The organism is Allobosea sp. P4_C6 (assembly GCF_056402015.1).
This window is the reverse complement of sequence record NZ_JBFUIF010000018.1, coordinates 34,042-60,527: the sequence shown is the minus strand read 5'-3', so window position 1 is coordinate 60,527 and position 26,486 is coordinate 34,042. Positions and strand designations below refer to the sequence as shown.

Sequence of the window (26,486 nt, the reverse complement as noted above, 5' to 3'; positions counted from 1 at the left end):
TCGCGTCAAGCGTTTTGCCATGGCGTCGCGCTCCGGATGATCGCGTTGAGGATGGTGAGGAGGCGCCGCATACAAGCGACGAGGGCGACTTTCTTCGGACGCCCTCGTGCCAGTAGCCGCTGATATTGATCTTTGAGAACGGGGTTCCAGCGCACGCCGACGAGAGCAGCCATGAACAGCGTTCGCCGTACGGTTGGGCGCCCGCCKGCTATCGCACGATGGCCGCGCCAGGTGCCACTGTCGCGGTTGACGGGCGCYACGCCGACAAGGGARGCRATGCTTCGCCGATCGAGGCGYCCGAGTTCTGGAAGATCAGCAATCAGCGTACGAGCTGTGACGCTGCCGACGCCTGGAACGGACAGAAGAAGGTCATCCGCGGCACGCCAGAYAGGCGAGGCGCGAACCGTATTGTCGATGTCGTGATCGAGAGCGGCAAGTTGCGCCTCAAGCATTTTGAGCGTTGCCCTCAGACTCTTCTGGATAAGCGGAGTGTGCGCCTGGCGTAGGCGGTTGCCTTCCATGCCGATCATCTCGACCAGTTGACGCCGCCTYGCGACCAGATCCGMAAGTGCYTGTGCATCTGRYCCAGGCAAGYGGCGYGCTTCCGGGCGGATGCGCTCAGCAAACAACGCGATAACCTCGGCATCGAGCGCATCGGTCTTCGCCAAYCGCCCGGTRGCACGAGCRAAATCCCGAATCTGACGCGGATTAACAACGGCGAGCGGTAGATCGGCAGCGGCAATTGCGGCTGATACCGTGAGTTCATATCCTCCGGTCGCTTCGATCACGATGAGGCCTACGGATCGGCAGCGAAGGGCTGTCAGCAGTTCGTCCARGCCTTTGCCGTTACGGGCGACCGCGAACGCGTCGCCAGACGGCAAAACATGGACATCGAGACGATCCTTCGAGACATCGATGCCGACGAAGCTCGGCGGCGCTGGAGGTTGTTCCATGACCCGTCCTTGCAAATCCGGGCTCGCACTGCGGCCCAAGCGACTGTTCGGGCTCCCTCTGGAACCGACGGGCGGGGCCCCATGCTCAGAGGCGGGCTCAATCACCCAAGGCCTGTACGGGCTCCCGTCCGTCGACAGCTTCCCCGGCTCAGAGCCGGTCGGCAACCGTGAGATACAAGGCCTGCATCATGCGCGACATCCCTGCCGCTCTCGCCACCCATCTCGAAGGCGGCGCGACCACATTGTGCCGTTGCTGGACCCTGACGCGCCGCGATGGGCTGGTGCTGGCTTTCACCGATCATGACCGCTCTCTGACCTTCGATGGCCTGACCTTTGCGGCGGTGACCGGTCTGGAAGCGGCCGAAGCGACGTCGGAGATCGGCTAGTCCCGCTGATCTGACCTATCTGCGAAATCGCCTGACCTCCGGCGAGGCCCATGACTGGTACTACGCCGATGACGCGGCCCGCGCCGCGCATGCCCGCCTGCCGATCACCGATGGCACCTACGCGAAGCCGTGGTTGTTCCGGCCGAAAGATCTCCACGGCTGGTGGAGCCATCCTCATATCCGGCGTTCTGGCGGGGTGGAGACGACCGCCACACCCTTCGTGCCGGGTGCGAGGCCGATCTGGCTGACCGAGATCGGCATTCCGGCGGTGGACAAGGGCGCGAACGCGCCCAATGTCTTTCCCGATACCCGTTCCGCCGAGGGCGGCTTTCCGCCGTTCTCCAGCGGCGCGCGCGACGATCTTGTGCAGGCGCGCGGGCTGGAGGCGATCATCTCCGGCTTCGATCCGGCCCGGGTCGGATTCGATGCCGCGCGCAACCCAGTTCATCCGACAAGCGGCATCAGGATGATCGACCCGGCGCATATCGTCGTCTGGAATTGGGATGCGCGGCCATTCCCGGCCTTCCCGAATCTCGGCGGTATCTGGGCTGATGGCGCCAATTACGAGACCGGGCACTGGCTGAACGGCCGGCTCGAAGGCACGCCGATCGATCGGCTCGTTTCGAAGCTGCTCGCCGATTTCGGCCTGCCGCCGGCCACGGACATAGCCGTCGACGGGTTCGTGGACGGTTATGTGCTCGATCGCCCGCTATCGGCGCGTCAGGCGCTCGAGCCGTTGGCCCAAACCTTCGGCTTCGATGCCGTGATGAGTTCCGGGCGGCTTCGTTTCGAAGGACGCGGCGGCCAGGTATCCCGGCTCCTCGTCTCCGACGATTTCGTCCCGAACCGCGACGGCGAACCCTTCACATTGCGCCGCAACCAGGAAACCGAGCTGCCGCTGGAACTGCGCCTCGGATTCAGCGACAGCGAGAGCGATTATCGCAGCGCCGCCGCGCGTTCGCGCCGCCTTGCCGGCGCCGCCCGCCGCGAGGTCGCGGTCGAGACGGCCATCGTGACGCGATCCGCCGAGGGGCAGCGCTTGGCCGATCAGCGCCTGCAGGAGGCCTGGGCGGCGCGCGAGACGCTGGAATGCGAGCTTTCCCCCCGCTGTGTCGATCTGGAGCCGGGTGATGTCGTTTCCCTGCCCGTCGATGGCGACAGGAGGCTGTTCCGTGTCGTGCGCATCGCCGACGGAGCGACTCGCCAGATCAATGCGCGCGCCGTCGAGCCGGCGATCTACTCGATCGCTGGTGCAAAGGGCGGAGGCCGTCCGCCGCGAACGCCGCCAGCCTTGCCCGGACGGCCGCTCGCCGTCCCGCTCGCCCTTCCGATCGTTGCCGCGCAGCCTCCTGCGTTGCTGTCGCTCGCGGCCTTCGCCTCGCCCTGGCCCGGTGCACTAGCGATCTGGGCAGCAAACGAGGCCGGGCTGTTCGATGTCGCCGGATTCGTCGAGGCTCCCTCGATCATCGGCGAAACGCTGACCGAGCTGCCGCCGGGACCAACCTGGCGGACCGACCGGCGCGCGGTGCTTGAAGTCAGGCTGCGCGGCGGCGTCCTTTCATCGGTATCGCCGGAGGCGGCACTGGCCGGCGCGAACGCCCTGGCCTTGATCGGCGAGGACGGCGCCATCGAGATCGTCACTGCGGCGCAGGTCGACCTCGTCGGCCCACAACGCTTCCGCCTTTCGGGTTTCGTTCGCGGGATCGGGAGATCAGAGGCGGCGGCATCGCGCCATCTGCCGCCCGGCGCCCGCGTCGTCGCGCTCGATGGATCGGCGGCGACGCTGAAGACCGATCTCTCCGACATCGGCAGGGAACTGCGCTATCGGATCGGCCCTGCACGTCATGACGTCGGTGATTCGACGATGGCGGAGGTCACGACGACGGTTGCGGGGGATGCGTTGCTCCCGATGTCTCCTGTCCGACCGACAGCGCGGCGATCCGGGGCCGGCATCCAGCTGAGCTGGATCCGGCGCACACGTCTCGACGGCGACTCATGGGAGCTGGTGGAGGTGCCGCTCGGGGAGGACAACGAACGCTATGAGATTCGCGTTCTCGATGGCGACACACTCGTCCATGCCGAAATCGTGAATACGCCGGGGTGGCTCTATTCCACTGCGCAGGAACTCGCCGATTTCGGCTCCAGCCAGGCCGAACTCGCCTTGTCGGTAGCGCAACTCAGCACAACCATGGGGCGAGGGCGCGAATGGCGTGGACGGATCGCCGTGGCATGATCTAGTCTAGGTTGTGGACGGGGTGGTGCATTCATGGCGCATTCACGCGGATGGGGTTAGCCCATGTCGATGATGCCGGTCGAACCGATCCTCGCTTTCGCGCTCATGATGTCTCCGCCGATGCCGATCATCCGCGTCGACGACGCGACGCCTATGTCCTGCCTGTCTTCCGACGAGACGCGCGATGCGGTTGCAGAGGGCAGAGTCATGCAGCCGGTCGAAGCCTCGCGCCATGCCCGCCACGCGGCTCCGGGCGAGGTCGTCCGCATCAGGCTCTGCCGCCAGGGCGACGAGTTCGTCTATGTCGTCACCACGCTGAAGCGCGACGGACGCGTTGCCCGGGTGACGCTGGAAGGACAATCCGGCAAGATCGCCACAATCCGCTGACCACCTTGCGGACATCTGCACAACTGGAGCGTACCGACCGTGAGACTGCTCGTCGTCGAGGACGACAAGGACCTCAACCGCCAGATCGTGACCGCGCTGGAGAACGCCGGCTACGCCGTCGACAAGGCCTTCGACGGTGAGGAGGGGCTCTATCTCGGCGAGACCGAGCCCTATGACGCCGTCATCCTCGACCTCGGCCTGCCCAAGGTCGATGGCGTCGCGGTGCTGCAAGGCTGGCGACGAGCCGGCAAGACCATGCCCGTCCTGATTCTCACGGCGCGCGATCGCTGGAGCGACAAGGTCGGCGGTTTCGATGCCGGCGCCGACGACTATGTCGTCAAGCCCTTCCATGTCGAGGAACTGCTGGCGCGGGTGCGCGCGCTGCTGCGCCGCGCCGCGGGGCACGCGACCTCCGAGCTCGTCTGCGGCCCCGTCCGCCTCGATACGCGCGCTAGCCGCGTCGTCGTCGACGGCAATCCGGTGAAGCTGACCTCGCACGAGTATCGGCTACTGTCCTATCTGATGCATCACCAGGGACGGGTCGTCTCGCGAACCGAGCTGGTCGAGCATCTCTACGACCAGGATTTCGATCGCGATTCCAATACGATCGAGGTCTTCGTCGGCCGCCTGCGCAAGAAGCTGGGCGTGGATATCATCGAGACCGTCCGGGGCCTGGGCTATATCGCCGCCGCTCCGGAAAAGGTCTGATCGCGGGAGATGGTCCTCAAATCCCATCGCTATTCGCTGGGAGCGCGGCTGTTTCTCTCGGCAGCTTTCTGCTGCGTCCTGATCCTGGTCCTTGCGGGCGTTGGCCTCACCACCTTTTATCGCCGCTCGGCCGAACGCGGCTTCGACGAGCGGCTTTCGGTCTACATCAAGCAACTGGTTGCCGACCTCGCGGCGCCACCGGAAACCGAACGCCAGACCATCGGCGACCTCGGCGAGCCGCGCTTCGATCTGCCGCTCACCGGCTGGTACTGGCAGATCACCCGCCTCGATGGCGAGCGTCCGAACGTCCGCGCCTCGCGCTCGCTGGTGGGCGGCCAGCTCCCGAAGCTGCTCGACCAGTCGATCGCGCCGAACAGCCGCGGACTGCGCGAAAGCTATGTCTCCGGCCCGGACGACCGCCTGCTGCGAATTCTGGAGCGCGAGATCGATGTCGGCGAGGACGGGCGCTTCACCGTTGCCGTCGCCGCGCCAGCCGACGAGATCGAAGGCGATATCCAGGACTTCCGCTTCGCGCTGGCGATGACCTTCCTGCTGCTCGGCATCGCGCTGGTCGCCTCGACGCTCGTGCAGGTGCGCTTTGGCCTGCGGCCGCTGGTGCGGCTGCGCGCGGCCGTCGGTTCGGTGCGGACGGGCGAGAGCCCGCGCATCGCCGGTCAGTATCCGCCCGACCTTGCGCCGCTCGCGAGCGAGCTCAACGAGCTGATCGATGCCAATCACGAGATCCTCGACCGCGCCCGCACCCAGGTCGGCAACCTCGCCCATGCCCTGAAAACGCCGCTCAGCGTGATGATGAACGAGGCTGGGACGGATGACGGCCAGCTTCCGCAGACCGTGAGAACCCAGACCGCGATCATGCGCGATCAGGTGCAGTACTACCTCGATCGCGCTCGCGCGGCGGCCTTGTCCGGGGCGCTGGGCGGTGTGACGGAGGTCGTTCCGTCGCTCGACGCGCTGCTTCGAACCTTCATGAAGATCTCCCAGGACAGGGACATCACGGGTTCGCACATGGTCCCGCCGTCGCTGCGTTTCCGCGGCGAGAAGCAGGATTTCGAGGAAATGCTCGGAAACCTGCTCGACAACGCATTCAAGTGGGCGAATTCCACGGTCCAGGTTTCGGTCGCGGAAGGCAGGATCGGCGAGGGCGAGAAGATGGCGCTGCTGATCGATGACGACGGCCCGGGCCTGCCGGACGATGCGATGGCGGAGGTGCTCAAGCGCGGCCGCCGCCTCGACGAGGCGATGCCCGGTTCCGGCCTCGGCCTTTCGATCGTCGTCGACCTCGCCAAGCTCTATGGCGGCGAGCTGACGCTGCAGCGCTCGCCCCTCGGCGGCTTGCGGGTGCGTCTCGTCCTGCCTTCGATCTAGATCAAATCCAACCCACGTGACCCTTTGTCGCCATGAACATGGCCCGCCGATTGGCTAAGAACGCCGCATGATGATCTGGACGATCTTTGCGGCCATGACCGGAGCGGCGATCTTCGCCCTGCTCTGGCCGCTGAGTCATGGCCGGATACAGGGCTTCGCCGATGTCGCGGATGCCAAGAGCCTCTATCGGGCACAGCTCAAGGAGATCGAGCGCGATCTCGGGCGCAAGCTGATCGCGGAGCCGGAAGCGGAGGCTGCGCGCGCCGAAGCGGCACGACGGCTGCTGCGCGCGGCGAATGACGAGACGGGGCCATCGGGTGAGACCGAGCCGTCGCTGCGTCGCCGCCGCGCGAGCTCTGCCTTGATGCTGTCGGTCGTGCCGCTGCTGGCCCTGCTGGTCTATGGGCTCTACGGTTCGCCCGGCTTCCCCGACCAGCCCTTGGCGGCGCGGCTGGAGAACGCCGGGCCGCAGCAGGATTTTGCGGTCGTCCTGGCGCGCATGGAGGCACATCTTGCCGCCAACCCGACGGATGCGAAGGGCTGGTCGCTGATCGCGCCGATTTATCTGAGGCAGGGGCGATATGACGACGCGGCCAAGGCCTTCGCCGCGACCGTCCGTTATGGAAACCCAGATACGAATCTGCTCGCTGGCCTCGGCGAAGCCCGCATCCTCGAAGCAGGCGGCGTCGTGACCTCTGCTGCGCGCGAAGCGCTGGTGGAAGCGGTCCGCCTCGATCCGCAGAATGCACGGGCGCGCTTCTACCTGGCCGTCGCCAAGGAGCAGGACGGGGACGGCGAGGGCGCGCTTTCGGCTTTGCAGCAACTCCTGGCCGATGCGCCGCCAGAGGCGGAATGGAGCGCTGCGGTCCGTGCCCGTATCGAGCAGATGCAGGCGGATGCCGGCCGCAGGGCGATCGCCGCCTTGCCGGAAGGAGAGCGACAGCGGGCCATCAGGAACATGGTGGATGGCCTCGCGGAGCGTCTGGCCGCGGGCGGCGGGACGTTGCCGGAATGGAGCCGCCTGATCCGGGCCCGCGTCGTCCTCGGGGATCGACCGGCAGCGCTGCAGGCGGTGAAGACCGCGCGCGAGAGGTTGTCTCAGGATGCCGCTTCGCTTGCCGCCATCGACGCCTTGGCCGATGAATTGGCCTTGAAGGAGGCCACACCATGAGTGTCGCCCAACCAGCTCGCGCGCTTCCCGCCAAGCGCCGCCTGACCCGCAAGCAGCGTCGGCTCGCGCTGATCTCGGCGGCGGGCGCCGTGCTGTTCTTCGCGGCCGGCCTCGTGCTCTTCGCGATGCGCGACACGATCGTCTTCTTTTACGGCCCGACCGAGATCGCCGAGAAAGGCGTTGCTCCCGGTACGCGCATGCGGCTGGGTGGGCTGGTCGAGGCCGGTTCGGTGCAGCGTGGGCCGGGCCAGCGCGTTACTTTCGCTGTCACCGACAGCAAGACTGCGATCAAGGTCGCCTATGACGGGCTGCTGCCCGATCTGTTCCGCGAGGGGCAGGGCGTCGTCACCGAGGGCATCTTCGAAGGGGCAGGGCGTTTCAAGGCGGATTCGGTGCTGGCGAAGCACGATGAGACCTACATGCCGCGCGAGGTCGCCGACACGCTGAAGAAGCAGGGCCATTGGCAGCCCGGCGGCGCCGGCGCTCCTGCATCTGCTCCGGCCAAGCCATGAACGGCATGATCGTCGAGATCGGTCATTACGCTCTGGCTCTCGCGCTCGGCGTCTCCGTCATCCAGGCGCTGGTGCCGTTCTGGGGCGTCGTGCGCCAGGACAGGGCGCTGGCGTCGGTCGGGACCAGCGCGGCCCTGATCAGCTTCGCGCTGGTCGCGCTGTCTTTCGCGGCGCTGGTCGCGTCCTATGTCCGCTCGGATTTCTCGGTCGGCAACGTCGTCGCCAACTCCCATTCGGCGCAGCCGCTGATCTACAAGCTCACCTCGGTCTGGGGAAACCACGAAGGCTCGATGCTGCTGTGGGTGCTGATCCTGACCCTGTTCGGCGCGCTGGTGGCGCTGTCGCGCAACTCCCTGCCGCCGCGCCTGCGGGCCGGGACGCTCGCCGCGCAGGGGCTGGTGGCCGTGGCGTTCCTGGCCTTCACGCTCTTCACCTCGAACCCGTTCCAGCGGCTGGCCCCGGCGCCGGCCGAAGGGCAGGACCTCAACCCGATCCTTCAGGATTTCGGCCTCGCGATCCACCCGCCGCTGCTCTATGTCGGCTATGTCGGTTTCTCGATCACTTATGCCTTCGCCGTCGCAGCCCTGATCGACGGGCGCATCGACGCGATGTGGGCCCGTGCGGTTCGGCCCTGGACGCTGCTGGCCTGGACCTTCCTGACGCTCGGCATCGCGATGGGCTCCTACTGGGCCTATTATGAGCTCGGCTGGGGCGGCTGGTGGTTCTGGGACCCGGTCGAGAACGCCTCCTTCATGCCCTGGCTGGCAGGCACGGCCCTGATCCACTCGACGGTGGTGATGGAGAAGCGCGACGCGCTCAAGGTCTGGACGATCCTGCTGGCGATCCTGACCTTCTCGCTCTCGCTGCTCGGCACCTTCATCGTTCGCTCCGGCGTGCTGACCTCGGTGCACTCCTTCGCCAGCGATCCGGCGCGCGGCCTGTTCATCCTCTTCATCCTGATCTTCTTCGTCGGCGGTTCCCTGGCCCTTTTCGCCTGGCGCGCACCGCTGCTGCGGCAGGGCGGGCTGTTCGCGCCGATTTCCCGGGAGAGCGCGCTCGTCGTCAACAACGTCTTCCTGGCCACGGCCTGCGCCACCGTCTTCGTCGGCACGCTCTATCCGCTGGTGCTGGAGATGCTGACCGGCGACAAGATCTCGGTCGGCGCGCCCTTCTACAACGCCACCTTCATACCGGTGATGGTGCCGCTGCTGCTGATCCTGCCGATCGGCCAGTCGCTGGCCTGGAAGCGCGGCGATCTGCTCGGCGCCGCGCAGCGCAATGCCGCCGCCTTCGGATTGGCCGTGCTGACGGCGCTCGCTCTGATTGCCTTCACGCGGGGCGGGCCGGTCCTTGCCCCGCTTGGTATCGGCCTCGGCGTCTTCCTGGTCCTCGGCGCGGCGGTCGACCTCGGCGAGCGCATCGTCGCGCGGGCCAAGGGCTGGAAGGCGATGCTGTCGCGGGCCAAGGGCTTGCCACGCTCCGCCTGGGGCACCGCTCTGGCTCATGCCGGCGTCGGCGTCAGCATCATCGGCATTGCCGCCGCTGCCTGGAGCAGCGAGTCGATCGCGGTCCTCAAACCGGGCGAGCGACTGTCGAGCGGGCGTTACACCATTGTCCTGGAAGGTGTTTCTCCGCGGACGGGGCCGAATTTCCGCGCCGAGGTCGCGCGCTTCCAGCTCTTCTCCGGCAATCGCGAGCTGGCGCCGGTCGAGGCATCGAAGCGCATCTACACCGCCCGCAACATGCCGACGACCGAGGCGGGAATCCGGACCGACGGGCTGAGCCAGGCCTATATCAGCCTCGGCGAGGCGCAGGATGGCGGCGTCGCTGTGCGGCTTTACGACAAGCCGCTGATCCTGCTGATCTGGATCGGCGCGATCATCATGGCCTTCGGCGGGGGGCTTTCGCTGACCGACCGGCGCTTCCGGCTGGCCGCGCCGAAACGCGCCGCGCCGGTCGCTGCGCCCCAGCCGGCGGAGTAGGGCATGCGGCGGATCGCCCTCGTCATCGGCTTTGCGCTTCTGACGGCAGTCGGCGCTTTTGCCGTGCAGCCCGACGAGGTGCTGCCGAATCCGGCCCTCGAACAGCGGGCGCGCGCCATTTCCGGTGGCTTGCGCTGCCTGGTCTGCCAGAACCAGTCGATCGACGATTCCGACGCGCCGCTGGCGCGCGATCTGCGCCTCCTCGTGCGCGAAAGGCTCGTGGCCGGCGACGACGATAAGGCAGTGGTCGACTTCGTCGTCGCCCGCTACGGCGATTTCGTGCTGCTGCGCCCGCCCGTGAATGCTCGCACGATATTGCTCTGGGCTGCGCCTTTCATGATCCTGCTGCTGGCGTTCGGCTTCGTCTGGACGCGTGCGCGCAATCGCCCGGCTTCCGTTGGAGGGCCGCAAGCGCTGTCCCCCGAAGAGCAGGCGAGGCTCGCAGCCCTGATCGATCCCGCCGAGAAACCCTAACGGCTGATCCCGCAGGCCCGGAACAGCTCTTGGGAATAGGAGTGCATGCTGGCGCCGGCGATCACGTAGGTTACGTGACCGCGGGGAGCGGGGTGAGGCGAAGCGAAGGTTGCGTAAGTGCGGGCGAAGCAGGCGGCATCGCTACCGGAATAGCCGCGCTCGGCCGCGACCTTCAGCCCGAGGCCATAGACACCGCCGCGTGGTCGCGGAGCACCAGCGGCCCCAAAGCGTTCTGCGCCGCGCCGCATGGCCAAATCCTGCAACCGATCGACACCGCACCGCGAGCGCTGCTATGCATTGTAGGCGGGCGTCGAAGGCGCGCGCCATCCACGCTGTCCCCGGTCATTCTCGACCACGATGGCATGCTTCGCGAAGACGCGCGCATAGCAATCGGCATTGGCGTAGCCCCGCGTTTGCGCGATCCGCAACCCGACGCCGTAAGCCGAACCCTGCTGCGCGGAAGCCGCGCCGCTCAGGCAGGTCGCGACCAGCGCAACGCTCCAGAAAACCCGCCCCAAGATAGTCTGCATGCCAGCCCCCGCCGATCACCCTGTCGAGGGAACTTCGGCGGCCTGGCTTTCGTCAAGGCCGGCGGTGGTCTGTCCACGGCAACCTTACGAAACCGTCATCTTCAGGCCAAAGCCGCGTAAGGCGGCGGGCTTCATGGTCCTCGTCACGAGCAGGGCATCCCTGTCGCTCCACGAGGTTCAACCATGACGACACAGAACGAAACCCGTAAGTCCATCCTGAAGCGCGGCGCCCTTCTCGCCGGCACCGCCGTCCTCGGCATCGGTCTCGCCGCCGGCATCGCCGACAGCGCGCTGATGCAGAACCACAACGCCATCGCGCAGCCGATCCAGCTCTCCGGCACCCAGGGTTCTCTGCCCTCCTTTGCCGATCTCGTCGAGAAGGTGAAGCCGGCGGTCGTCTCCGTCCGCGTCAAGACGCAGGCCGCGGCCGCCAATGACGAGCAGAATCTGGACGACCTGCCGCCGCAGCTGCGCCGCTTCTTCCGCGAGCCTGGCGAGGGCAAGGCTCCGAGCCGGCCGCAGCCGCGTCAGGGCATGGCCCAGGGCTCCGGCTTCTTCGTCAGCCAGGACGGTTATGTCGTGACCAACAACCACGTCGTCGAGAACGCCGTCGAGGTCCAGCTTGTCACCGACTCCGGCAAGACGCTCGACGCCAAGGTCGTCGGCACCGATCCGCGCACCGATCTCGCGCTGCTCAAGGTCAAGGACGCCGGTGATTTCGCCTTCGTGAAGCTGGCGGAAGGCAAGGCCCGGATCGGCGACTGGGTGCTGGCGATCGGCAACCCCTTCGGTCTCGGCGGCACGGTCACGGCCGGCATCGTCTCGGCCCAGGGCCGCGACATCGGCTCCGGCCCCTATGACGACTTCATCCAGATCGATGCGCCGATCAACCGCGGCAATTCCGGTGGCCCGACCTTCAACCAGAACGGCGAAGTCGTCGGCGTCAACACCGCGATCTTCTCGCCCTCCGGCGGCAATGTCGGCATCGCCTTCGCGATCCCCGCCTCGACCGTCAAGCAGGTGGTGGATTCGCTGAAGAAGGACGGCACGGTGGCGCGCGGCTTCATCGGCGTGCAGATCCAGCCCGTCACCGGCGAGATGGCCGATGCCATCGGTCTGAAGGAAGCCAAGGGCGCCCTCGTCGCCGAGGCGCAGGGCGATGGTCCGGCCGCCAAGGCGGGCATCCGCCGCGGCGACACCATCACCGCGGTCAACGGCGAGGCCATCAAGGACGCGCGCGAACTCTCGCGCAAGATCGCGACCTTCGCGCCCGGCGCCAAGACCACGATCACGCTGTTCCGCGAGGGCAAGTCCCGTGAAGTGACCTTCGAGGTCGGCCGCCAGCCGGCGGCCTGAAGCAGGCAGGTTGGTCCCTAAGGTTTCCTGTCGCCCCAGCCCAGGGACCAGCCGTCGCGGCGGCAGGCCGGATGCGTATCCTCCGGCCTGCCGTTTTTTCGTTTGATGAGCTAGGCTCCGCCCATGCGACTCCTGATCGTCGAAGATGATGCCGAGGCTGCGGCCTACCTGACCAAGGCCTTTCGCGAGGTCGGCCACGTCGCCGACCATGCGCCGGACGGGCTGCAGGGCTATGCCATGGCCGAGGGCGGCGGCTACGACGTGCTCGTCATCGACCGCATGCTGCCGCGGCTCGACGGCCTCTCCCTGATCCGCTCCCTGCGCGAGCAGAAGGACGAGACGCCCGCGTTGATCCTGTCGGCGCTTGCGCAGGTCGATGACCGCGTGAAGGGGCTGCGCGCCGGCGGCGACGACTACCTGCCCAAGCCCTATGCCTTCTCCGAGCTGCTGGCTCGCGTCGAGGTGCTCGCCCGCCGCCGTGGCGCGCCGGCCTCCGAACCCACCACCTATCGCGTCGGCGAGCTGGTGCTCGACAGGCTCGCCCATCGCGTCACCCGCGAAGGGCAGGAGATCGTCCTGCAGCCGCGCGAGTTCCGCCTGCTCGAATACCTGATGAAGCATGCCGGCCAGGTCGTGACGCGCACCATGCTGCTGGAGAACGTCTGGGACTATCATTTCGACCCCCAGACCAATGTCATCGACGTGCATGTCAGCCGCCTGCGCGCCAAGGTCGACAAGGGTTTCGAGCAGCCGATGATCCACACCATCCGCGGCGCGGGATACATGGTCCGTGACAGCGCGCGCTGACCCTCCCGCGCGCAGGCGCCAGAAATTCCTGCCGACCCTGTTCCGCACGACGGCCTTCAAGCTGACGGCGGCCTTTCTGGTCATCTTCGTCTTCTTCGCCGCCGTCGTGCTCGGCTATGTCTCGTGGAACGCGCAGCGCCTGCTGACGGATCAGATCCGCTCGACCATCGATGCAGAGATCCAGGGCCTGGCCGAGCAGCAGCGGCAAGGCGGCATCCGCCGGCTCGTCAACATCGTCGAGCGTCGCTCGCGCGGACCCGGCGCCTCGCTCTATCTTGTCACAACACCGGTCGGCGAGCGCATCGCCGGCAATGTCGAAGCGATCCCGCCGGGAACGCTCGACCGCACCGGTGAAAGCGAGATCGAATACGCCCGTTCCAGCGAGAACGTCGACACGCCGAGCCGCGCGCTCGTCCGCGTCTTCATGCTGCCCGCGGGCTTTCGCCTCCTCGTCGGCCGCGATCTCGAGGAGCGCGACCGACTCGGCATCGTCATCCGCCGCGCCGCCGGCTGGTCGCTGGCGCTGGTCTTCATCCTCGGCTGCTTTGCGAGTTGGTTCGTGGCGCGGCGCGTGCTGAAGCGCGTCGACGGCATGAGCGAGACCGCGCATGGCATCATGGAAGGCGACCTGAAGGGGCGCCTTGCCATCACCGGTACGGGCGACGAGCTCGACCGCCTTGCGCTCAACCTGAACGCCATGCTCGACCGAATCGGCGAGTTGATGGCGGGCATGCAGCAGGTCACCGACAACATCGCCCACGACCTCAAGACGCCGTTGACGCGGCTGCGCAATCGCGCCGAGGAGGCGCTGCGGAGCGCCAAGTCGCCGGACGAGCTGCGGGCGGCCCTCGATGGTTCCATCGAAGAGGCGGACAACCTGATCCGCGTCTTCAACGCGCTGCTCATGATCGCGCGGCTCGAGGCCGGGCGGATCAGCGAGAACATGGCCGAGCTCGATCTTTCGGAGATCGTCTCAGGCATGGCCGAGCTCTACGAGCCATTGGCCGAGGAGGCGGGTCTTGCTCTCTCCAGCGAGGTTGCCCCGGGCCTGCGGGTCTTCGGCAACCGCGAGCTGATCGGGCAGGCGCTGGCCAATCTCATCGACAACGCGCTGAAATATGGCGGCCCCGAACAGGGTGGCGACGGCGTCGTGAAAGTCGCCGCGCAACGCAACGGGACGGAGATCGAGCTTTCCGTGGCCGATCACGGGCCGGGCGTTCCGGAAGCCGATCGTGGGCGCGTGCTCGATCGTTTCGTCCGGCTTGATGCCAGCCGCAGCAAGCCGGGCTTCGGCCTTGGCCTGTCGCTGGCCGCCGGGGTGGTGCGCCTGCATGGCGGACAACTCAGGCTGGAGGACAACGCGCCCGGCTTGCGCGTGGTCATCGCTCTGCCGGTGGCCGAGGCCAAGCCTGTGGACATAAAGGCCGTACCGGAGCCTGAAAGCTCGACAGTCGTCTCAAACCCTGCTGGCGTGCCGTCCCTCTGAGGGAAGGTGCGTGATGGCTGAACGGCTCTGTGACAGGCTGGATGCGGCGCCGGTCTTGCCGGCACGCGCCAAGGCCGAGGCGCTGCTCGCGCGCGAGCTGATCGAGCGGCTGCACGACGAAGCGGCCGCCGAGGCACTCAAGGTGCACTTCGCAGGACACCCGCATAGCGCGGTGCTGGTCGCGGGCGTCCTCGCGCATTCTCCGTTCCTCACCCAAGTCATGCGCTTCGATCCGGAGGCCTTGTTCGCCTGCCTGACGCAGTCGCCGGAGGCGCGCCGCGACGAACTGCTGGCCGGGATCGAGGCCTTCGCGGTCGCCGGTTGCGAAACGGGCGACCTGATGCGCGAGCTGCGCCGTTTTCGTCGCGGCATGGCGCTATTTATCGCGCTTGCCGATATCGGTGGCGTCTGGGATGTCGAGACGGTGACGGCCGCGCTCACGGCGACGGCCGACATGGCGACGCGCCTCGCGACCGATCACGTCTTGCGTCAGGCCGCCGATCTCGGCCGGATCAAGCTGGCTGATGCGGCCAATCCCGGAGTTGGTTCCGGTCTCGTCGTGCTGGCGCTGGGCAAGCATGGCGCCGGCGAGCTGAACTATTCCTCGGACATCGACATCGTCGTCTTCTTCGATCCCGAGGCGGCGGAAGCTGCCGGCGTCGGCGAGCCGTCGAGCTTCTTCGTCAAGCTGACGCAGCAGATCGCCCGCATCATCCAGGAGCGGACGCCGGACGGTTACGTCTTCCGCGTCGATCTGCGCCTGCGGCCCGATCCGGCCTCGACCCATGTCGCGGTCTCGCTGCCATCAGCCTATTCCTATTACGAGACCGTCGGGCAGAACTGGGAACGAGCCGCCATGATCAAGGCGCGCCCTATCGCTGGCGATACGGAGCTCGGCCTGCGCTTCCTCAAGGATCTCGCTCCCTTCATCTGGCGCAAATATTTCGACTTCGCGACCATCGCCGACATCCACGCGATGAAGCGCCAGATCCAGACCGTGAAGGGCCACGAGACCATCGCCGTCGCCGGCCATAACGTGAAGCTCGGCCGCGGCGGCATCCGCGAGATCGAGTTCTTCGTGCAGACCCAGCAGCTCGTCTTCGGCGGTCGCCGCCCGGCGCTGCGGGGGCCGCGCACGCTCGACATGCTGAAGGAGCTGACGAGCGAGGGTTGGATCACGCCGCAGGCGCGCGACGAACTCTCCGAATCCTATCGCTGGCTGCGCACGATCGAGCATCGCCTGCAGATGCGCGACGACGAGCAGACGCAGACCCTGCCCAAGCCCGCCGGGGATCTCGATGCCTTCGCCCGCTTCTGCGGCTATGCCAACGCCGCCGCCTTCGGCAAGGCGCTGACCGCCCATGCGAGGCGCGTCGAGGGGCACTACGCCCTGCTGTTCGAGGAGGGGCCGAGCCTGGCTTCCGAGGCGGGAACGTTGAGCTTCACGGGCTCCGAGCCCGATCCCGAGACGCTCGAGACTCTAGGCAAGCTCGGCTTCCGCGATGCGATGACGGCGGCGGAGACAGTGCGTGGTTGGCATTTCGGTCGCCGCGCCGCCGTCACCAGCGCCCGCGCCCGCGAAGTGCTGACGGAGCTGACCCCTGCGCTGCTGGTCGCGCTCGGCCGCACGGCCGATCCCGATGGCGCGCTTGCCCATCTCGACAATGCTTTCGTCCGCATGCCCGCGGCGGTCGAGCTGCTGACGCTGCTGCGCTCGCATGATTCCCTGTTGACGCTCTTCGCCGAGATACTCGGCAGCGCCCCGCGCCTCGCCAAGGTCGCGGCACTGCATCCCCATGTGCTCGACGGGGTCATCGACCCGGCCTTCGGGCAGGCCGTGCTCGACGCCGACGCCCTGGAGCGCCGCATCCGCAATTTCGTCGGGTCGCCGCCGCCGAGCGTCGAGGATGGGCTCGACCGGCTGCGCGATGCCGCCCGTCAGGAGAATTTCCTCGTCGGGGCACGGCTGCTCTCCGGTGTCTACCCGGCCGAAGGGGCAGGCCAGGCCTATTGCGCCGTCGCGGAGGCCTGCCTGCGCGTCGCCTTCGCCGATACGCGCGCCTCTTTCATGGCCGATCACGGCGTCATCGCCGGGGCCGAGACGGTGGTGCTCGGGCTTGGCCGGCTTGGCGCCGGCGAGCTGACGCCCTCATCCGACCTCGACCTGATCCTGCTCTACGATCGGCCGGAGGAAGCTGGCCCGAGCGACGGCGCCAAGAGCCTCGATCCCGTCACCTGGCATGTCCGCTTCACCCAGCGGCTGGTGGCGGCGCTGACGGTGCCGACGCGGCGCGGCACGCTCTATCAGGTCGACATGCGCCTGCGCCCGACCGGCAACAAGAGCCCGGCGGCGACGCAGTTCGCCGGTTTCGAGGCCTATCATGCGGGCGAGGCCGAGATCTGGGAGGAGATGGCGCTGACCCGCGCCCGCGTCGTCGCCGGCGATGCCGGGCTGGCGCGACGGGCCGAGGCTTCCATTCGCGCCATCCTGTCGCGAAAGCGCGAGCCGGCCAAGGTCGCGACGGCCGTGGCCGAGATGCGGGCGCTGATCGCCAAGGAAAAGGGCGAGAAGGACCCGTGGGACCTGAAGCTGGCCGCCGGCGGCCTGACCGATCTCGACTTCCTCGCCCAGTTCCTGCTGCTCGCCCACGCCAGCGCGCACCCCGCGCTGATCGTCAACGATACGGCCTCGGTCTTCGCCGCCGCCCGCGCCGCGGGCCTTCTCTCGGAGGGCGATGCCTCGGTGTTGCTGGAAGCGCATCGGCTGATCGGCGACGTGCAGCTCTGGCAGCGTTTCACCGTCGAGGAAGCCTTCGACCCCAAGGCGGTGCCACCGCGCGTGCTACGGAGGATCGCGACGGCCGTCGGGCGTCCCGATGCGAAGGTCCTGAAGGCGGAGCTGGACGAGGTCCGCTCTGGCGTGAGGGCGATCTTCACCCGCGTCCTCGGGCAGGCACGGGCTGGCTGAGCGCAGACAGCCGTCTTGGACATCCCGCCATCCCGGGGCTCCGCCTGGACGGAGAACCCGGAAGCCGCAACCGATGCCCTTCGCTGGATGCCTTATGGCGAAGCGCCTCGATTCCGGGTTCCGGGCCAGGCCTGAGGCCTGCCCCGGAATGACGTGGATGTGCCGGCAATCCGCCGGGTTCTACGCCGCCTGCGCGGTGACGCGGCCGGCGCCGCCGTCGAGCGGCAGATGGACCATGACGATGGTGCCGGCCCCCATGGCCGAGCGCAGCCTGAGCGAGCCGCCATGCAGTTCGGCGAGCGAGCGAGCGATGGCAAGGCCGAGGCCCGAGCCCTTGTAGCTGCGCACCAGATCGCCCTCGACCTGCTCGAACGGCCGGCCGACGCGGTCGATCTTCTCCTTGGGGATACCGATGCCGGTATCCTCGATGAAGATGTTGAGCGCGCCGGGGACGTGGCGCGTGCGCACCGCGATCCGCCCGCCTTCCGGCGTGAACTTGGCGGCGTTGTCGAGCAGGTTGCCGAGGATCTGGTAGAGCGCGTGCGGGTCGGCCTCGATATGGGTGTCGAACGGGCCTTCGAGGCTGAGGACGAGTTGCTTGCGCTCGATCTCCGGCTGCAGCTTGCGCAGTGCCTGGTCCAGCACCGGGCCGATGACGATCTCGCTCTTCTCGAGCCGCATCTTGCCGGATTCGATGCGCGACATGTCGAGGATGTCGTCGATGATGCCGAGCAGGTAGCCGCCGCTGGAGCGGATGTCGCGGACGTAGTCGGTGTACTTGTCACCGAGCGGGCCGAACATGCCGTTCTCCATGATCTCGGAGAAGCCGATGATCGCGTTGAGCGGCGTCCGCAGCTCATGGCTCATATTGGCGAGGAATTCGGACTTGGCGCGGTTGGCGCTCTCGGCGACAGCCTTCTGCTCCAGATAGCGCTCGGCAAGCTCGGCGAGCTGCTGGGCCTGGGCTTCCAGCTTCTGGCGCGAGGCCTTGAGGTCGGTGACGTGCATCAGGAGTTGGTGCTCGGACTGGGTGAGCCGCTCTTCCTGCTGCTTCAGCTTGGTGATGTCGGTGCCGACGGAGACCGAGCCGCCATCCTTGGTGCGGCGGCCGTTGATCTGGAGCCAGCGGCCGTCCGAGAGGCGCGCCTCGTAGGAGGTGGCGCCGGCGCCGCCGCGCTGGACCCGCATCGGCTCCTCGTCGATCTGCGGCTGGGCCGAGCGTGCCATGATCTCGTCATAGCTCGTGCCGGATTGCAGCGCCTCGGCGGGCAGCTGGTGGAGCTGCTGGTACTTGGCGTTGCAGAGCACGAGCCGGTTGTCGGCATCCCAGAGCACGAAGGCCTCCGAGATCGCCTCGACCGCATCGCGCAGGCGGGCATCGGCGGTGGCGGTGCGCTCGGCCATGCGGCGCTGCTCGGAGATGTCGACGACGATGCCGACGAGGTGTCGCGAGCGGGTGCGGCGGTCGATCACCAGCTCGGCACGGGCCTTGAGCCAGAGCCACTCGCCCGAGACGGCGCGGACCCGGAATTCCTGATCGAGATGGCTGGCCTCGCCGCGGCTCACGGCGTCGGCGAGGGCGTAGAGATCGACATCGTCATGATGGATGAAGCTGCTGACCTCGCCGAAGGACATGTACTCGCCGGCGCGGTCGTAGCCGAGCAAGGCATACATCGAATCCGACCAGTAGATGCGGCCCCGCGCGAGATCCCAGTCCCAGAGGCCGCAATGGCCGCGGTTGAGGGCGGTGTCGATGCGTTCGCGCACGCAGTCGCAATCCTCGTCGGCCGCGCTGGCGCGCTTCGACTGGAGCATGAAGGCGACGGTGATGACGCCGAGGACGAGCCCGGCGGCGCCGAACAGGATGGAGAGACCGGAGCGGCGAACCTGCCAGACCGAGAGCGCGCGGGAAACCGGCTGCATCACTGCGACCTGGCCGAGCGGGGCGGCGAGGTTGCGCACGCTGGCGAAGACATCGGCGCCGTTCGGAAGGGTGATGCGCATCACGCCGGCCCGGTCGCCGAAGACCGTGAGTGGCTGGGTCTGGCCGAGGAAGTCGGTGAGCGTGCGTTGCGTCTGGCCGATCACCGGCTCGCTGGCGACGACGCGACCGTCAGCGCCGCTGACATGGACGATGCGGCCATGGGCGGCGAGGTGACGGGCGGTGAGGGCTGCGAGCACGGTCGCCGGCTCCTTGCCGGCCAGCGTCGCATTGTCGAGCTCGCGGGCGACCAGCGCGGAGACCAGGTCCATGTCGCCGGCCGCGTCGACGAGGGCGTCGTCGCGCATGGCGGATGTCTGGATGATCGCGCCCGCCCCGAGGATGACGAGGAAAATCCCGACGAGCACGGGGATGGCGGTCCGAAATGTGGGCTCGAAGCTTTCGAACCGCTGATACAACGGATGCGTCAGCGATCTCGCCACGCCCAGAATCGTATCGGCGCGCACGGATGCGCAATCCGCGTTGGCACGCGACATGCCCGTCCCCCTTCGGAAATCGATTACCGTCAGTAAGATCGGGAGACGTGCCGCATCCCCGCGAATCACTGTCAGTTGAATCCGAGAGCCCTGTTTTGTCTAGCCCTGAGTTGAGTCAGTGGCTCAGAATTCTCCTTTAGGTTGTGGTGTTTATCCGATGAATCCTGTGCGGGTAATGAAACGTTAATGTTTTGGACAGGTCGGTATTAACCATTGGGGAGAACGGCTCAGGCGAGTGCTCTTTCCGCGATGTCGCCGACGTCCCGAGACAGGTTCGGCATCCGCGCGACGGTGCTCAAGGCCTCCCGCGCGAGCCGCTTGCGGCCGGGCTCCAGCATGCGCCAGCTCTTGAACGAGCCGAGCAGGCGCGAGGCGACCTGCGGGTTCGTCTTGTCGAGCGCGATGACGATGTCGGAGACGAAGCCGTAGCCCTCGCCATCGGCCCGATTGAACTGGGTGAGGTTGGCCGCGAAGCCGCCGATCAGCGCCCTGACCCGGTTCGGGTTGCCGAGCGAGAAGGCCGGGTGCTGCATCAGCCGCTTCACCCGTTCCAGCGTCTCCGGCTCCGGGATCAGGGCCTGCGCCATCAGCCATTTGTCAAGGACGAGCGGCTCGCGGGCATAGGCTTCCGCGAAGCGGGCGATGAGTGCCTCGCGACGCTCGCCGGGGATCAGCGTCATCGCCGCGAGCGCCGCCAGCCGGTCGGTCAGATTGTCGGCCGTGGCGAACTGCTCCTCGCAAAGGCCGGCGCCCTCGGCAGGGGCGGCAAGTGCCGCCAGCCCGAGCAATTCATTGCGCAGGGCGCGGCGCCCGGCGGAGGCGGCATCGGGCCGGTAGGCGCCACTTGTCGCCAGGGCCGCACGCAGGCCCGGGAGATTGCCGAGCAACGTCTTGCCGATGGCGCCCGACAGGCTGCGATGGGCGGCGAAGATCGCGTCCGGATCGACATCGCCGCCGATCTCGCGCGCGATGTCGGCCGGGGCGGGCAGGCGCAGCACCTGCGCGGCGAAAGCCGGATCGGTCAGCGCATCGGCCTTCACGAAGTCGTCGAGCGCCCGGCCGAGCTCGGCAGCCGTGGCGGTCAGGGCATTCCGATCCGCGCCGGGCTTGCCGGAGGCGACGAGCGCGCGGGTGGCGACCGTCTGCAGCGCCTGCCAACGGTTGAAGGAATCGCTGTCCGCCGAGAATAGCCGCAGCAACTCGGCATCGGACAGGTCGAGATCGAGCCGCGCCGGTGCCGAGAATCCGCGCATCAGCGAGGGGATCGGCGCTTCCGCCACATCCTCGAAGCTGATCGAGAGGGAGCTGGTGTCGAGCACGACGAGGCCGTCACCGGCATAGGCGTTCGAGTTCGTCTTCAACGACAGGTCGCCATGCGATCCGACGAGGCCGAGCTTGATCGGCAGGACGACGGGCCGCTTCTCGGGTTGGCCGGGCGTTGGCGGCGTGCTCTGCGCCAGCTCGAGGGTGTAGCGCCTGGCGGCGGCATCGTAGCGGCCGGAGGCGACGACGGTCGGCGTGCCGGCCTGCTCATACCAGCGGGCAAAATGGGAGAGATCCCTGCCGGAGCTCTCGGCGAAACAGGCGAGAAACTCCTCGATCGTCGCGGCGGTGCCGTCGCAGCGCTCGAAATAGAGGTCCATGCCCTGTCTGAAGGCCTCGTCGCCGATCAGGACCTTCAGCATGCGGATGACCTCCGCGCCCTTCTCGTAGACCGTCGGCGTGTAGAAGTTGTTGATTTCCTTGTAGGCGCGCGGCCGGACAGGATGGGCGAGGGGGCCTGCATCCTCCGAGAACTGGGTCGAGCGCAGCGTGCGGACATCGGCGATGCGCTTCACCGGGCGCGAGCGCTCATCCGCCGAGAATTCCTGGTCGCGGAAGACCGTGAGCCCTTCCTTCAGGCAGAGCTGGAACCAGTCGCGGCAGGTGATGCGGTTGCCGGTCCAGTTGTGGAAATACTCATGCGCGATGATCGCCTCGATCGAGGCATAGTCGCCATCGGTCGCGGTCTGCGGATCGGCCAGGACGTATTTGTCGTTGAAGATGTTGAGGCCCTTGTTCTCCATCGCCCCCATGTTGAAGTCGGACACGGCGACGACGTTGAACACGTCGAGATCGTAGTTGCGGCCGAAGACCTGCTCGTCCCAGCGCATGCAGCGCACCAGCGAGTCGAGCGCCCAGCCGGCCCGCTCGGCCTTGCCGGGCTCGACATAGACGGCGAGCTCGACCTTGTTGCCCTCGGCCGTGACATAGTCCTGCCGGACATGGTCGAGCGCGCCGCCGACCAGCGCGAAGAGATAGGCCGGTTTCGGATGCGGATCGTGCCAGACGGCGAAATGCCGGTCGCTGCCGGGCACTTCGCCGGTCGCGACCAGATTGCCGTTCGACAGCAGGACAGGCGCCTCCGCCTTCTCCGCTTCCAGCCTGACCGTGTAGACGCTCATCACGTCGGGCCGGTCGAGGAAATAGCTGATGCGGCGGAAGCCATCCGCCTCGCATTGCGTGCAATAGACCCGCGAGGAGCGATAGAGCCCCATCAGCTTGGTATTGGCGGAGGGGTCGATCTCCGTCTCGATAGTGAGCGTGAAGTCGCGTGGCGGCGGAGCCGGGATCGTCAGCGCCTGCGGCGTCGCCGTATAGGCGGATGCGTCGAGCGGCTTCCCGTCGAGGCTGAGCGATGTCAGCTTGAGCTCGTCACCGTCGAGCACCAGCGGCGCGCCAGGCCGGCCCGCCGGATTGGGGCGCAGGGTCAGCAGGGCGCGCACGCGCGTCTTCTGCGGGTGAAGGCTGAAGTCGAGATCGACCGTGTCGATCAGCCAGTCGGAAGGACGGTAATCCTCGAGGCGGATCAGCGGAGCATCTTCGGTACGCATGGAAACCCTGATGGCGAAGGTCAGGGGGCGTTTCTAGAGCATGCCGGTATGGGATGGAAACACGGCCGTCATGCTCGGGCCTGACCCGAGCATCTCCTGACGAAAAAGACTCCAGCGCCTCGTCCGGCCAGAGATACTCTGATCTGCGCTTCGCTCGGCCCGAGAATGACGGCGGGAACGCCTCACGCCCCGGCCAGAACCGCCGGCTCCGCATGGCTCACCAGCCTGCAGACCTGGGGGCGGGCGATACGCACCGCCCTTTCGATCGCATCGACGGCGGCATGCACCGAGGCGACGTCGAGTGCCGGGTCGACCCGGCAATGGTAGTTGACCACCAGCCCCTTGGCGGTCTGGCGCACGCGGACGCTGTGGATGTCGTGGACCGGTCCGGCGAGCTTCGCCGCCTCGCCCGCAAGGGCCTTGCCGATATCCTCGACCGTCTCCCAGGCGGCGTTGTGGCCGGCCGGCTGGCCGGTCTCCATCGGCTCGATATGGGTTTCGACCTCGGTCTCGCCGCCGAACTCGGCCCGGATCGCATTCTCGAGCCGCGTCGCGACCTCGTGTGCCTCGCCGAGCGGCAGGGTCGCGTCGACTTCCATGTCGAGGCTGACCGAGAGCTTGTCGCCGATGCTGTGCACGGTGACGTGGTGCGCCGGGATCTTCAGCTTGAGCGCGATCAGCAGCACGCGCTCGAGCGCCGTCTCGTCGTCGACCTGCACCGGATCGGCCGTGATCGTGATCTCGGAACCCGGCTCGGCCTTGAGCAATGCGTCGCCGAGCTCGGCCTTGATCGCGGTCACGCGCTCCAGCGGCAGCGTCCGCGAAACGCTGATGCCGATCTCGCCATGGACGCGCCCGCCGGCCGGGCGGACCCTGAGCCAGTTGATGCCGACAACGCCCGGTACGCCGCGGGCGGCCTCGCGCAGCTTCTCGGTGACGCCTTCCGGCGCCGCGTCCATCAGCGTGTCGAGCACGCGCCGGGCGAGGCGATAGGCCGAGAAGGCGGTATAGGCGGCGATGGCGAAGGCGGCGGCGGTATCGGCCCGCTCGAAGCCGTACCAGACGCCGATCAGGCCGGCGAGCACCAGCGCCGAGCCGATGAAATCGGCCGAGAAATGCGTCGCTTCGGCGGATAGCGCCTCGCTGCCGGTCTCCTTCGCCACCTTGGTCAGCGAGCGCCAGCGGATGGCGTCGACGGTCATCGAGAGCAGCGTCACGCCGATGACCAGCGGGGTCACCGAGACATGCTCGACGATGCCGTTCCACAGCCGGTTGCCGGCCTCCCACAGGATCGCGCCGGCCAGCGTGAACAGGATCGCGGTCTCGACCAGCGCGGCAAGAGACTCGACCTTGCCGTGGCCGTAATGATGCTCGTCGTCGGCCGGCTTGTCCGAGGCCTGCACGGCGAACCAGGTGAACAATGTCGAGCCGACATCGACCAGCCCCTGCAGGGCGTCGGTCAGCAGGGCGAGCGAGCCGGAGATGATGGCGCCGAGGATCTTCGCTGCCGTCAGCAGGATCGTCGCCATCACCGAGAGGATCGCCGCGCGCTGCTTGATGCGGGCGATCTGGGCGGGCGTGGCGCGCTGAGGCGGCGCCGTCACCGGCCCGTCTTGCGTTGTCGTCATGGCTCGTCCTGCTTGCCGTCTCTTGGAACGCCGATGCTCTTGCCTGATTTAGGAAACGGATCAACCCTGCAGCCGCTCAACGAGGAAACACGATGCGTTATCTCCACACCATGGTGCGCGTGACCGATCTGGATCAGGCGCTGGATTTCTACGTCAACAAGTTCGGGATGGTCGAAACCCGCCGGATCGAGAACGAGAAGGGCCGTTTCACCCTGGTCTTCCTCGCGGCTTCCGATGATCTCGACGCGGCCCGCGCCGGCGCTTCGCGCGGCCGCCCCACGCTGGAGCTGACCTATAACTGGGACCCCGAAACCTACACCGGCGGCCGCAATTTCGGCCATCTCGCCTATGAGGTCGACGACATCTACGCGACCTGCGACAAGCTGATGAAGGCGGGCGTCACGATCAACCGCCCGCCGCGGGACGGCAACATGGCCTTCATCCGCTCGCCCGACAACATCTCGATCGAGCTGTTGCAGAAGGGCGATGCAAAGGCCCCGGCCGAGCCGTGGCTGAGCATGCCGAATACCGGCGTCTGGTAAGGCCAAAACGGGCATTTGGTCCGCGATAGCCTCCATGATATCATCAGGTGATATCATGGAGGCTGCGATGGGTATTCTTGTCCGCGATCCGAACATTGACCGCATGGTCCGCGAGTTGGCGGAGCGCGACGGCATCAGCCTGCAGGCTGCGATCGGCATGGCCGTGGAGCGCGAGCTGAAGCGCCGCGAGGAGCGGCGCCGGCAGGTCGATGAGGCAACCCGCAAGGCCCAGGAAAGGCTGGCGGCTTACCCGACTGTGGGCGATGGCCTGACCCACAAGGAATTCTTCGACCGCGAGTACGGTGACGCCTGATGTTTCTGGATGCATCCGTCATAGTGGCGAACTTGCTGGAAGAGTCCGAAGCTCCCTTGATCAGGGCATCGCTCGTCGACGAGAGCGAGGTCGTGACGTCGCCTCTCGCAATATTCGAGGCATCGACGCGCCTGGCGGCGGTGAAGCGCTTTGGCATCGACGAAGGGTACAGGGTGGTGCGGGACTTTTTGGAGGATGCGAGGATTCGCGTTCTCTCGATCGATGATACGGTCGGCCAGATCGCCCATACTTGTGCAGCCGCCTACCACCATTCGACACGCCATCCTGCGCGCCTCAACATGGGCGATTGCTTCGCCTATGCCTCCGCCCGCGCAGCAGGCCTGAAGCTCGCCTATAAGGGCGACGACTTCGTTCATACCGATATCGAAGGCCAGCGCTTTGGCTCATGAACCCGCGCGCGCCGGCGTCTTCTGCCTCGGTATCGCGACGCTCGACTATGTCTACAGCGTCGAGACCATGCCGACGCGCGGCGAGAAGTATCGTTCGGGCGGGCTTGCGGTTGTCGGCGGCGGCTGCGCCGGCAATGCCTCGGTCGCGATTGCGCGGCTCGGCGGCGCCTGCTGGCTGGCGACGCGGCTTGCCGACGACCTGACAGGCGATCAGATCGTCGCGGACCTGGACGCCGATGGCGTCGATACCGGTTTCGCGCGCCGTGTCGCGGGGTTGCGCTCGCCCGTCTCGGCGATTCTCGTCGATGCCGAAGGCGAGCGCATGGTCATCTCCTATTCCGACCCGGCCATGCCGGAGGATGTCGAATGGCTGCCGCGAGATCTGCCGGAGGCGGCCGGGGCCGTGCTGGCCGATACGCGCTGGGGCGAGGGGGCGCTGGCTGCGCTGAAACTCGCCCGTGGTGCCGGTGTGCCCGGCGTGCTGGACGGTGACCGCAAGCCGCCGCATCCGGACCTCGTCGGAACGGCGAGCCACGTCGCCTTCAGCCAGCAGGCCCTGCGCGAGGTTTCGGGCGAGGATGATCCGCGCGCCGGGCTCGCCAAGGTCGCAGCCGGCGTGCCGACCTGGCTGGCCGTGACGCTCGGCAAGGAAGGCGTGCTGTTCATCGAGCGCGGCGAGGTCCGGCACAGCCCGGCCTTCCCGGTCGAGACAGTGGATACGCTCGGCGCCGGCGATGTCTGGCACGGCGCCTTCGCCCTGGCGCTGGCGGAAGGGCAGGGCGAAGAGGCCGCGATCCGGTTCGCCTCCGCGGCGGCGGCGATCAAATGCACCCGCTTCGGCGGTCGCAGCGGTGCGCCCCGCCGTGACGAGGTCGAGCGCTTCCTGGCCACCGGCGGATAGCT

Annotated in this window: 21 protein-coding genes and 1 pseudogene; 17 read left to right on the top strand and 5 right to left on the bottom strand. The window is 67.4% G+C overall.

What is annotated here, in order from left to right; translation table 11 throughout:
- Positions 1-5: 5 nt before the first annotated feature.
- A complete protein-coding gene (locus AC1DVA_RS15015; RefSeq protein WP_476806375.1) occupies positions 6-953 on the bottom strand; it encodes an IS110 family RNA-guided transposase in 948 nt (315 codons plus the stop codon).
- 188 nt (positions 954-1,141) lie between these two features.
- Between AC1DVA_RS15015 and AC1DVA_RS15010 the strand changes: the two genes are divergently transcribed.
- The 9 genes from AC1DVA_RS15010 (at position 1,142) to AC1DVA_RS14970 (ending at position 10,192) form a co-directional block, all read left to right on the top strand.
- Positions 1,142-1,339, top strand: coding sequence for a baseplate hub domain-containing protein (locus tag AC1DVA_RS15010; protein WP_476806374.1), 198 nt, complete (start codon positions 1,142-1,144; stop codon positions 1,337-1,339).
- 10 nt (positions 1,340-1,349) lie between these two features.
- A complete protein-coding gene (locus AC1DVA_RS15005) occupies positions 1,350-3,572 on the top strand; it encodes a baseplate megatron protein TIM-barrel domain-containing protein (RefSeq protein WP_476806410.1) in 2,223 nt (740 codons plus the stop codon).
- 63 nt (positions 3,573-3,635) lie between these two features.
- Entirely contained in the window at positions 3,636-3,959 is a 324-nt protein-coding gene (locus AC1DVA_RS15000) for a PepSY domain-containing protein (protein ID WP_476806373.1), read from the top strand.
- A 39-nt stretch (positions 3,960-3,998) separates the two neighbouring features.
- The gene (locus AC1DVA_RS14995) at positions 3,999-4,667 is read left to right on the top strand and encodes a response regulator transcription factor (protein WP_265052504.1); all 669 of its coding nucleotides are present in this window, start codon (positions 3,999-4,001) and stop codon (positions 4,665-4,667) included.
- Positions 4,668-4,676: 9 nt separating this feature from the next.
- Entirely contained in the window at positions 4,677-6,053 is a 1,377-nt protein-coding gene (locus AC1DVA_RS14990) for a sensor histidine kinase (protein ID WP_476806372.1), read from the top strand.
- 67 nt (positions 6,054-6,120) lie between these two features.
- Positions 6,121-7,224, top strand: coding sequence for a c-type cytochrome biogenesis protein CcmI (ccmI, locus tag AC1DVA_RS14985; protein WP_476806371.1), 1,104 nt, complete (start codon positions 6,121-6,123; stop codon positions 7,222-7,224).
- Between the two features lie 41 nt (positions 7,225-7,265).
- A complete protein-coding gene (ccmE, locus tag AC1DVA_RS14980; RefSeq protein ID WP_476806409.1) occupies positions 7,266-7,736 on the top strand; it encodes a cytochrome c maturation protein CcmE in 471 nt (156 codons plus the stop codon).
- 5 nt (positions 7,737-7,741) lie between these two features.
- Positions 7,742-9,718: a heme lyase CcmF/NrfE family subunit gene (locus tag AC1DVA_RS14975; protein WP_476806408.1), complete on the top strand. Its 1,977-nt coding sequence runs from the start codon at positions 7,742-7,744 to the stop codon at positions 9,716-9,718.
- Between the two features lie 3 nt (positions 9,719-9,721).
- Positions 9,722-10,192, top strand: a complete 471-nt coding sequence (locus AC1DVA_RS14970; RefSeq protein ID WP_476806370.1) for a cytochrome c-type biogenesis protein — start codon at positions 9,722-9,724, stop codon at positions 10,190-10,192.
- Positions 10,193-10,482: 290 nt separating this feature from the next.
- On the opposite strand, the gene AC1DVA_RS14965 is transcribed toward AC1DVA_RS14970, so the two are convergent.
- Positions 10,483-10,722: a hypothetical protein gene (locus AC1DVA_RS14965; protein ID WP_476806369.1), complete on the bottom strand. Its 240-nt coding sequence runs from the start codon at positions 10,720-10,722 to the stop codon at positions 10,483-10,485.
- Positions 10,723-10,905: 183 nt separating this feature from the next.
- Here AC1DVA_RS14965 and AC1DVA_RS14960 point away from each other — a divergent pair.
- The 4 genes and pseudogenes from AC1DVA_RS14960 to AC1DVA_RS14945 form a co-directional block, all read left to right on the top strand.
- Positions 10,906-12,004, top strand: a pseudogene (locus AC1DVA_RS14960) (trypsin-like peptidase domain-containing protein); the annotation flags it as partial.
- Between the two features lie 197 nt (positions 12,005-12,201).
- On the top strand, positions 12,202-12,885 hold the full coding sequence (locus tag AC1DVA_RS14955; RefSeq protein WP_265052509.1) for a response regulator transcription factor: 684 nt from the start codon (positions 12,202-12,204) through the stop codon (positions 12,883-12,885).
- On the top strand, positions 12,869-14,371 hold the full coding sequence (locus AC1DVA_RS14950; RefSeq protein ID WP_476806368.1) for a HAMP domain-containing sensor histidine kinase: 1,503 nt from the start codon (positions 12,869-12,871) through the stop codon (positions 14,369-14,371). Before AC1DVA_RS14955 ends, AC1DVA_RS14950 begins: the two co-directional genes overlap by 17 nt.
- 13 nt (positions 14,372-14,384) lie before the next feature.
- A complete protein-coding gene (locus AC1DVA_RS14945; RefSeq protein ID WP_476806367.1) occupies positions 14,385-17,339 on the top strand; it encodes a bifunctional [glutamine synthetase] adenylyltransferase/[glutamine synthetase]-adenylyl-L-tyrosine phosphorylase in 2,955 nt (984 codons plus the stop codon).
- Between the two features lie 180 nt (positions 17,340-17,519).
- On the opposite strand, the gene AC1DVA_RS14940 is transcribed toward AC1DVA_RS14945, so the two are convergent.
- From AC1DVA_RS14940 to AC1DVA_RS14930, 3 genes are all read right to left on the bottom strand, one after another.
- The gene (locus AC1DVA_RS14940) at positions 17,520-19,817 is read right to left on the bottom strand and encodes a PAS domain-containing sensor histidine kinase (protein ID WP_476806366.1); all 2,298 of its coding nucleotides are present in this window, start codon (positions 19,815-19,817) and stop codon (positions 17,520-17,522) included.
- A 227-nt stretch (positions 19,818-20,044) separates the two neighbouring features.
- On the bottom strand, positions 20,045-22,690 hold the full coding sequence (gene pepN, locus AC1DVA_RS14935; protein WP_476806365.1) for an aminopeptidase N: 2,646 nt from the start codon (positions 22,688-22,690) through the stop codon (positions 20,045-20,047).
- Positions 22,691-22,872: 182 nt separating this feature from the next.
- Positions 22,873-24,318: a cation diffusion facilitator family transporter gene (locus tag AC1DVA_RS14930; RefSeq protein ID WP_476806364.1), complete on the bottom strand. Its 1,446-nt coding sequence runs from the start codon at positions 24,316-24,318 to the stop codon at positions 22,873-22,875.
- 92 nt (positions 24,319-24,410) lie between these two features.
- On the opposite strand from AC1DVA_RS14930, the gene AC1DVA_RS14925 reads away from it, so the two are divergent.
- From AC1DVA_RS14925 to AC1DVA_RS14910, 4 genes are all read left to right on the top strand, one after another.
- Complete coding sequence (locus AC1DVA_RS14925) at positions 24,411-24,860, top strand: VOC family protein (RefSeq protein ID WP_265052515.1); 450 nt, start codon at positions 24,411-24,413, stop codon at positions 24,858-24,860.
- Positions 24,861-24,927: 67 nt separating this feature from the next.
- Positions 24,928-25,173 carry a type II toxin-antitoxin system VapB family antitoxin gene (locus tag AC1DVA_RS14920; RefSeq protein ID WP_265052516.1) on the top strand — a complete coding sequence of 82 codons (246 nt, stop codon included), beginning with the start codon at positions 24,928-24,930 and terminating at the stop codon, positions 25,171-25,173.
- The gene (locus AC1DVA_RS14915; RefSeq protein ID WP_265052517.1) at positions 25,173-25,583 is read left to right on the top strand and encodes a type II toxin-antitoxin system VapC family toxin; all 411 of its coding nucleotides are present in this window, start codon (positions 25,173-25,175) and stop codon (positions 25,581-25,583) included. The genes AC1DVA_RS14920 and AC1DVA_RS14915 overlap by 1 nt, the downstream gene beginning before the upstream one ends.
- Positions 25,573-26,484, top strand: coding sequence for a PfkB family carbohydrate kinase (locus AC1DVA_RS14910; RefSeq protein WP_476806363.1), 912 nt, complete (start codon positions 25,573-25,575; stop codon positions 26,482-26,484). The genes AC1DVA_RS14915 and AC1DVA_RS14910 overlap by 11 nt, the downstream gene beginning before the upstream one ends.
- Positions 26,485-26,486 lie beyond the last annotated feature (2 nt).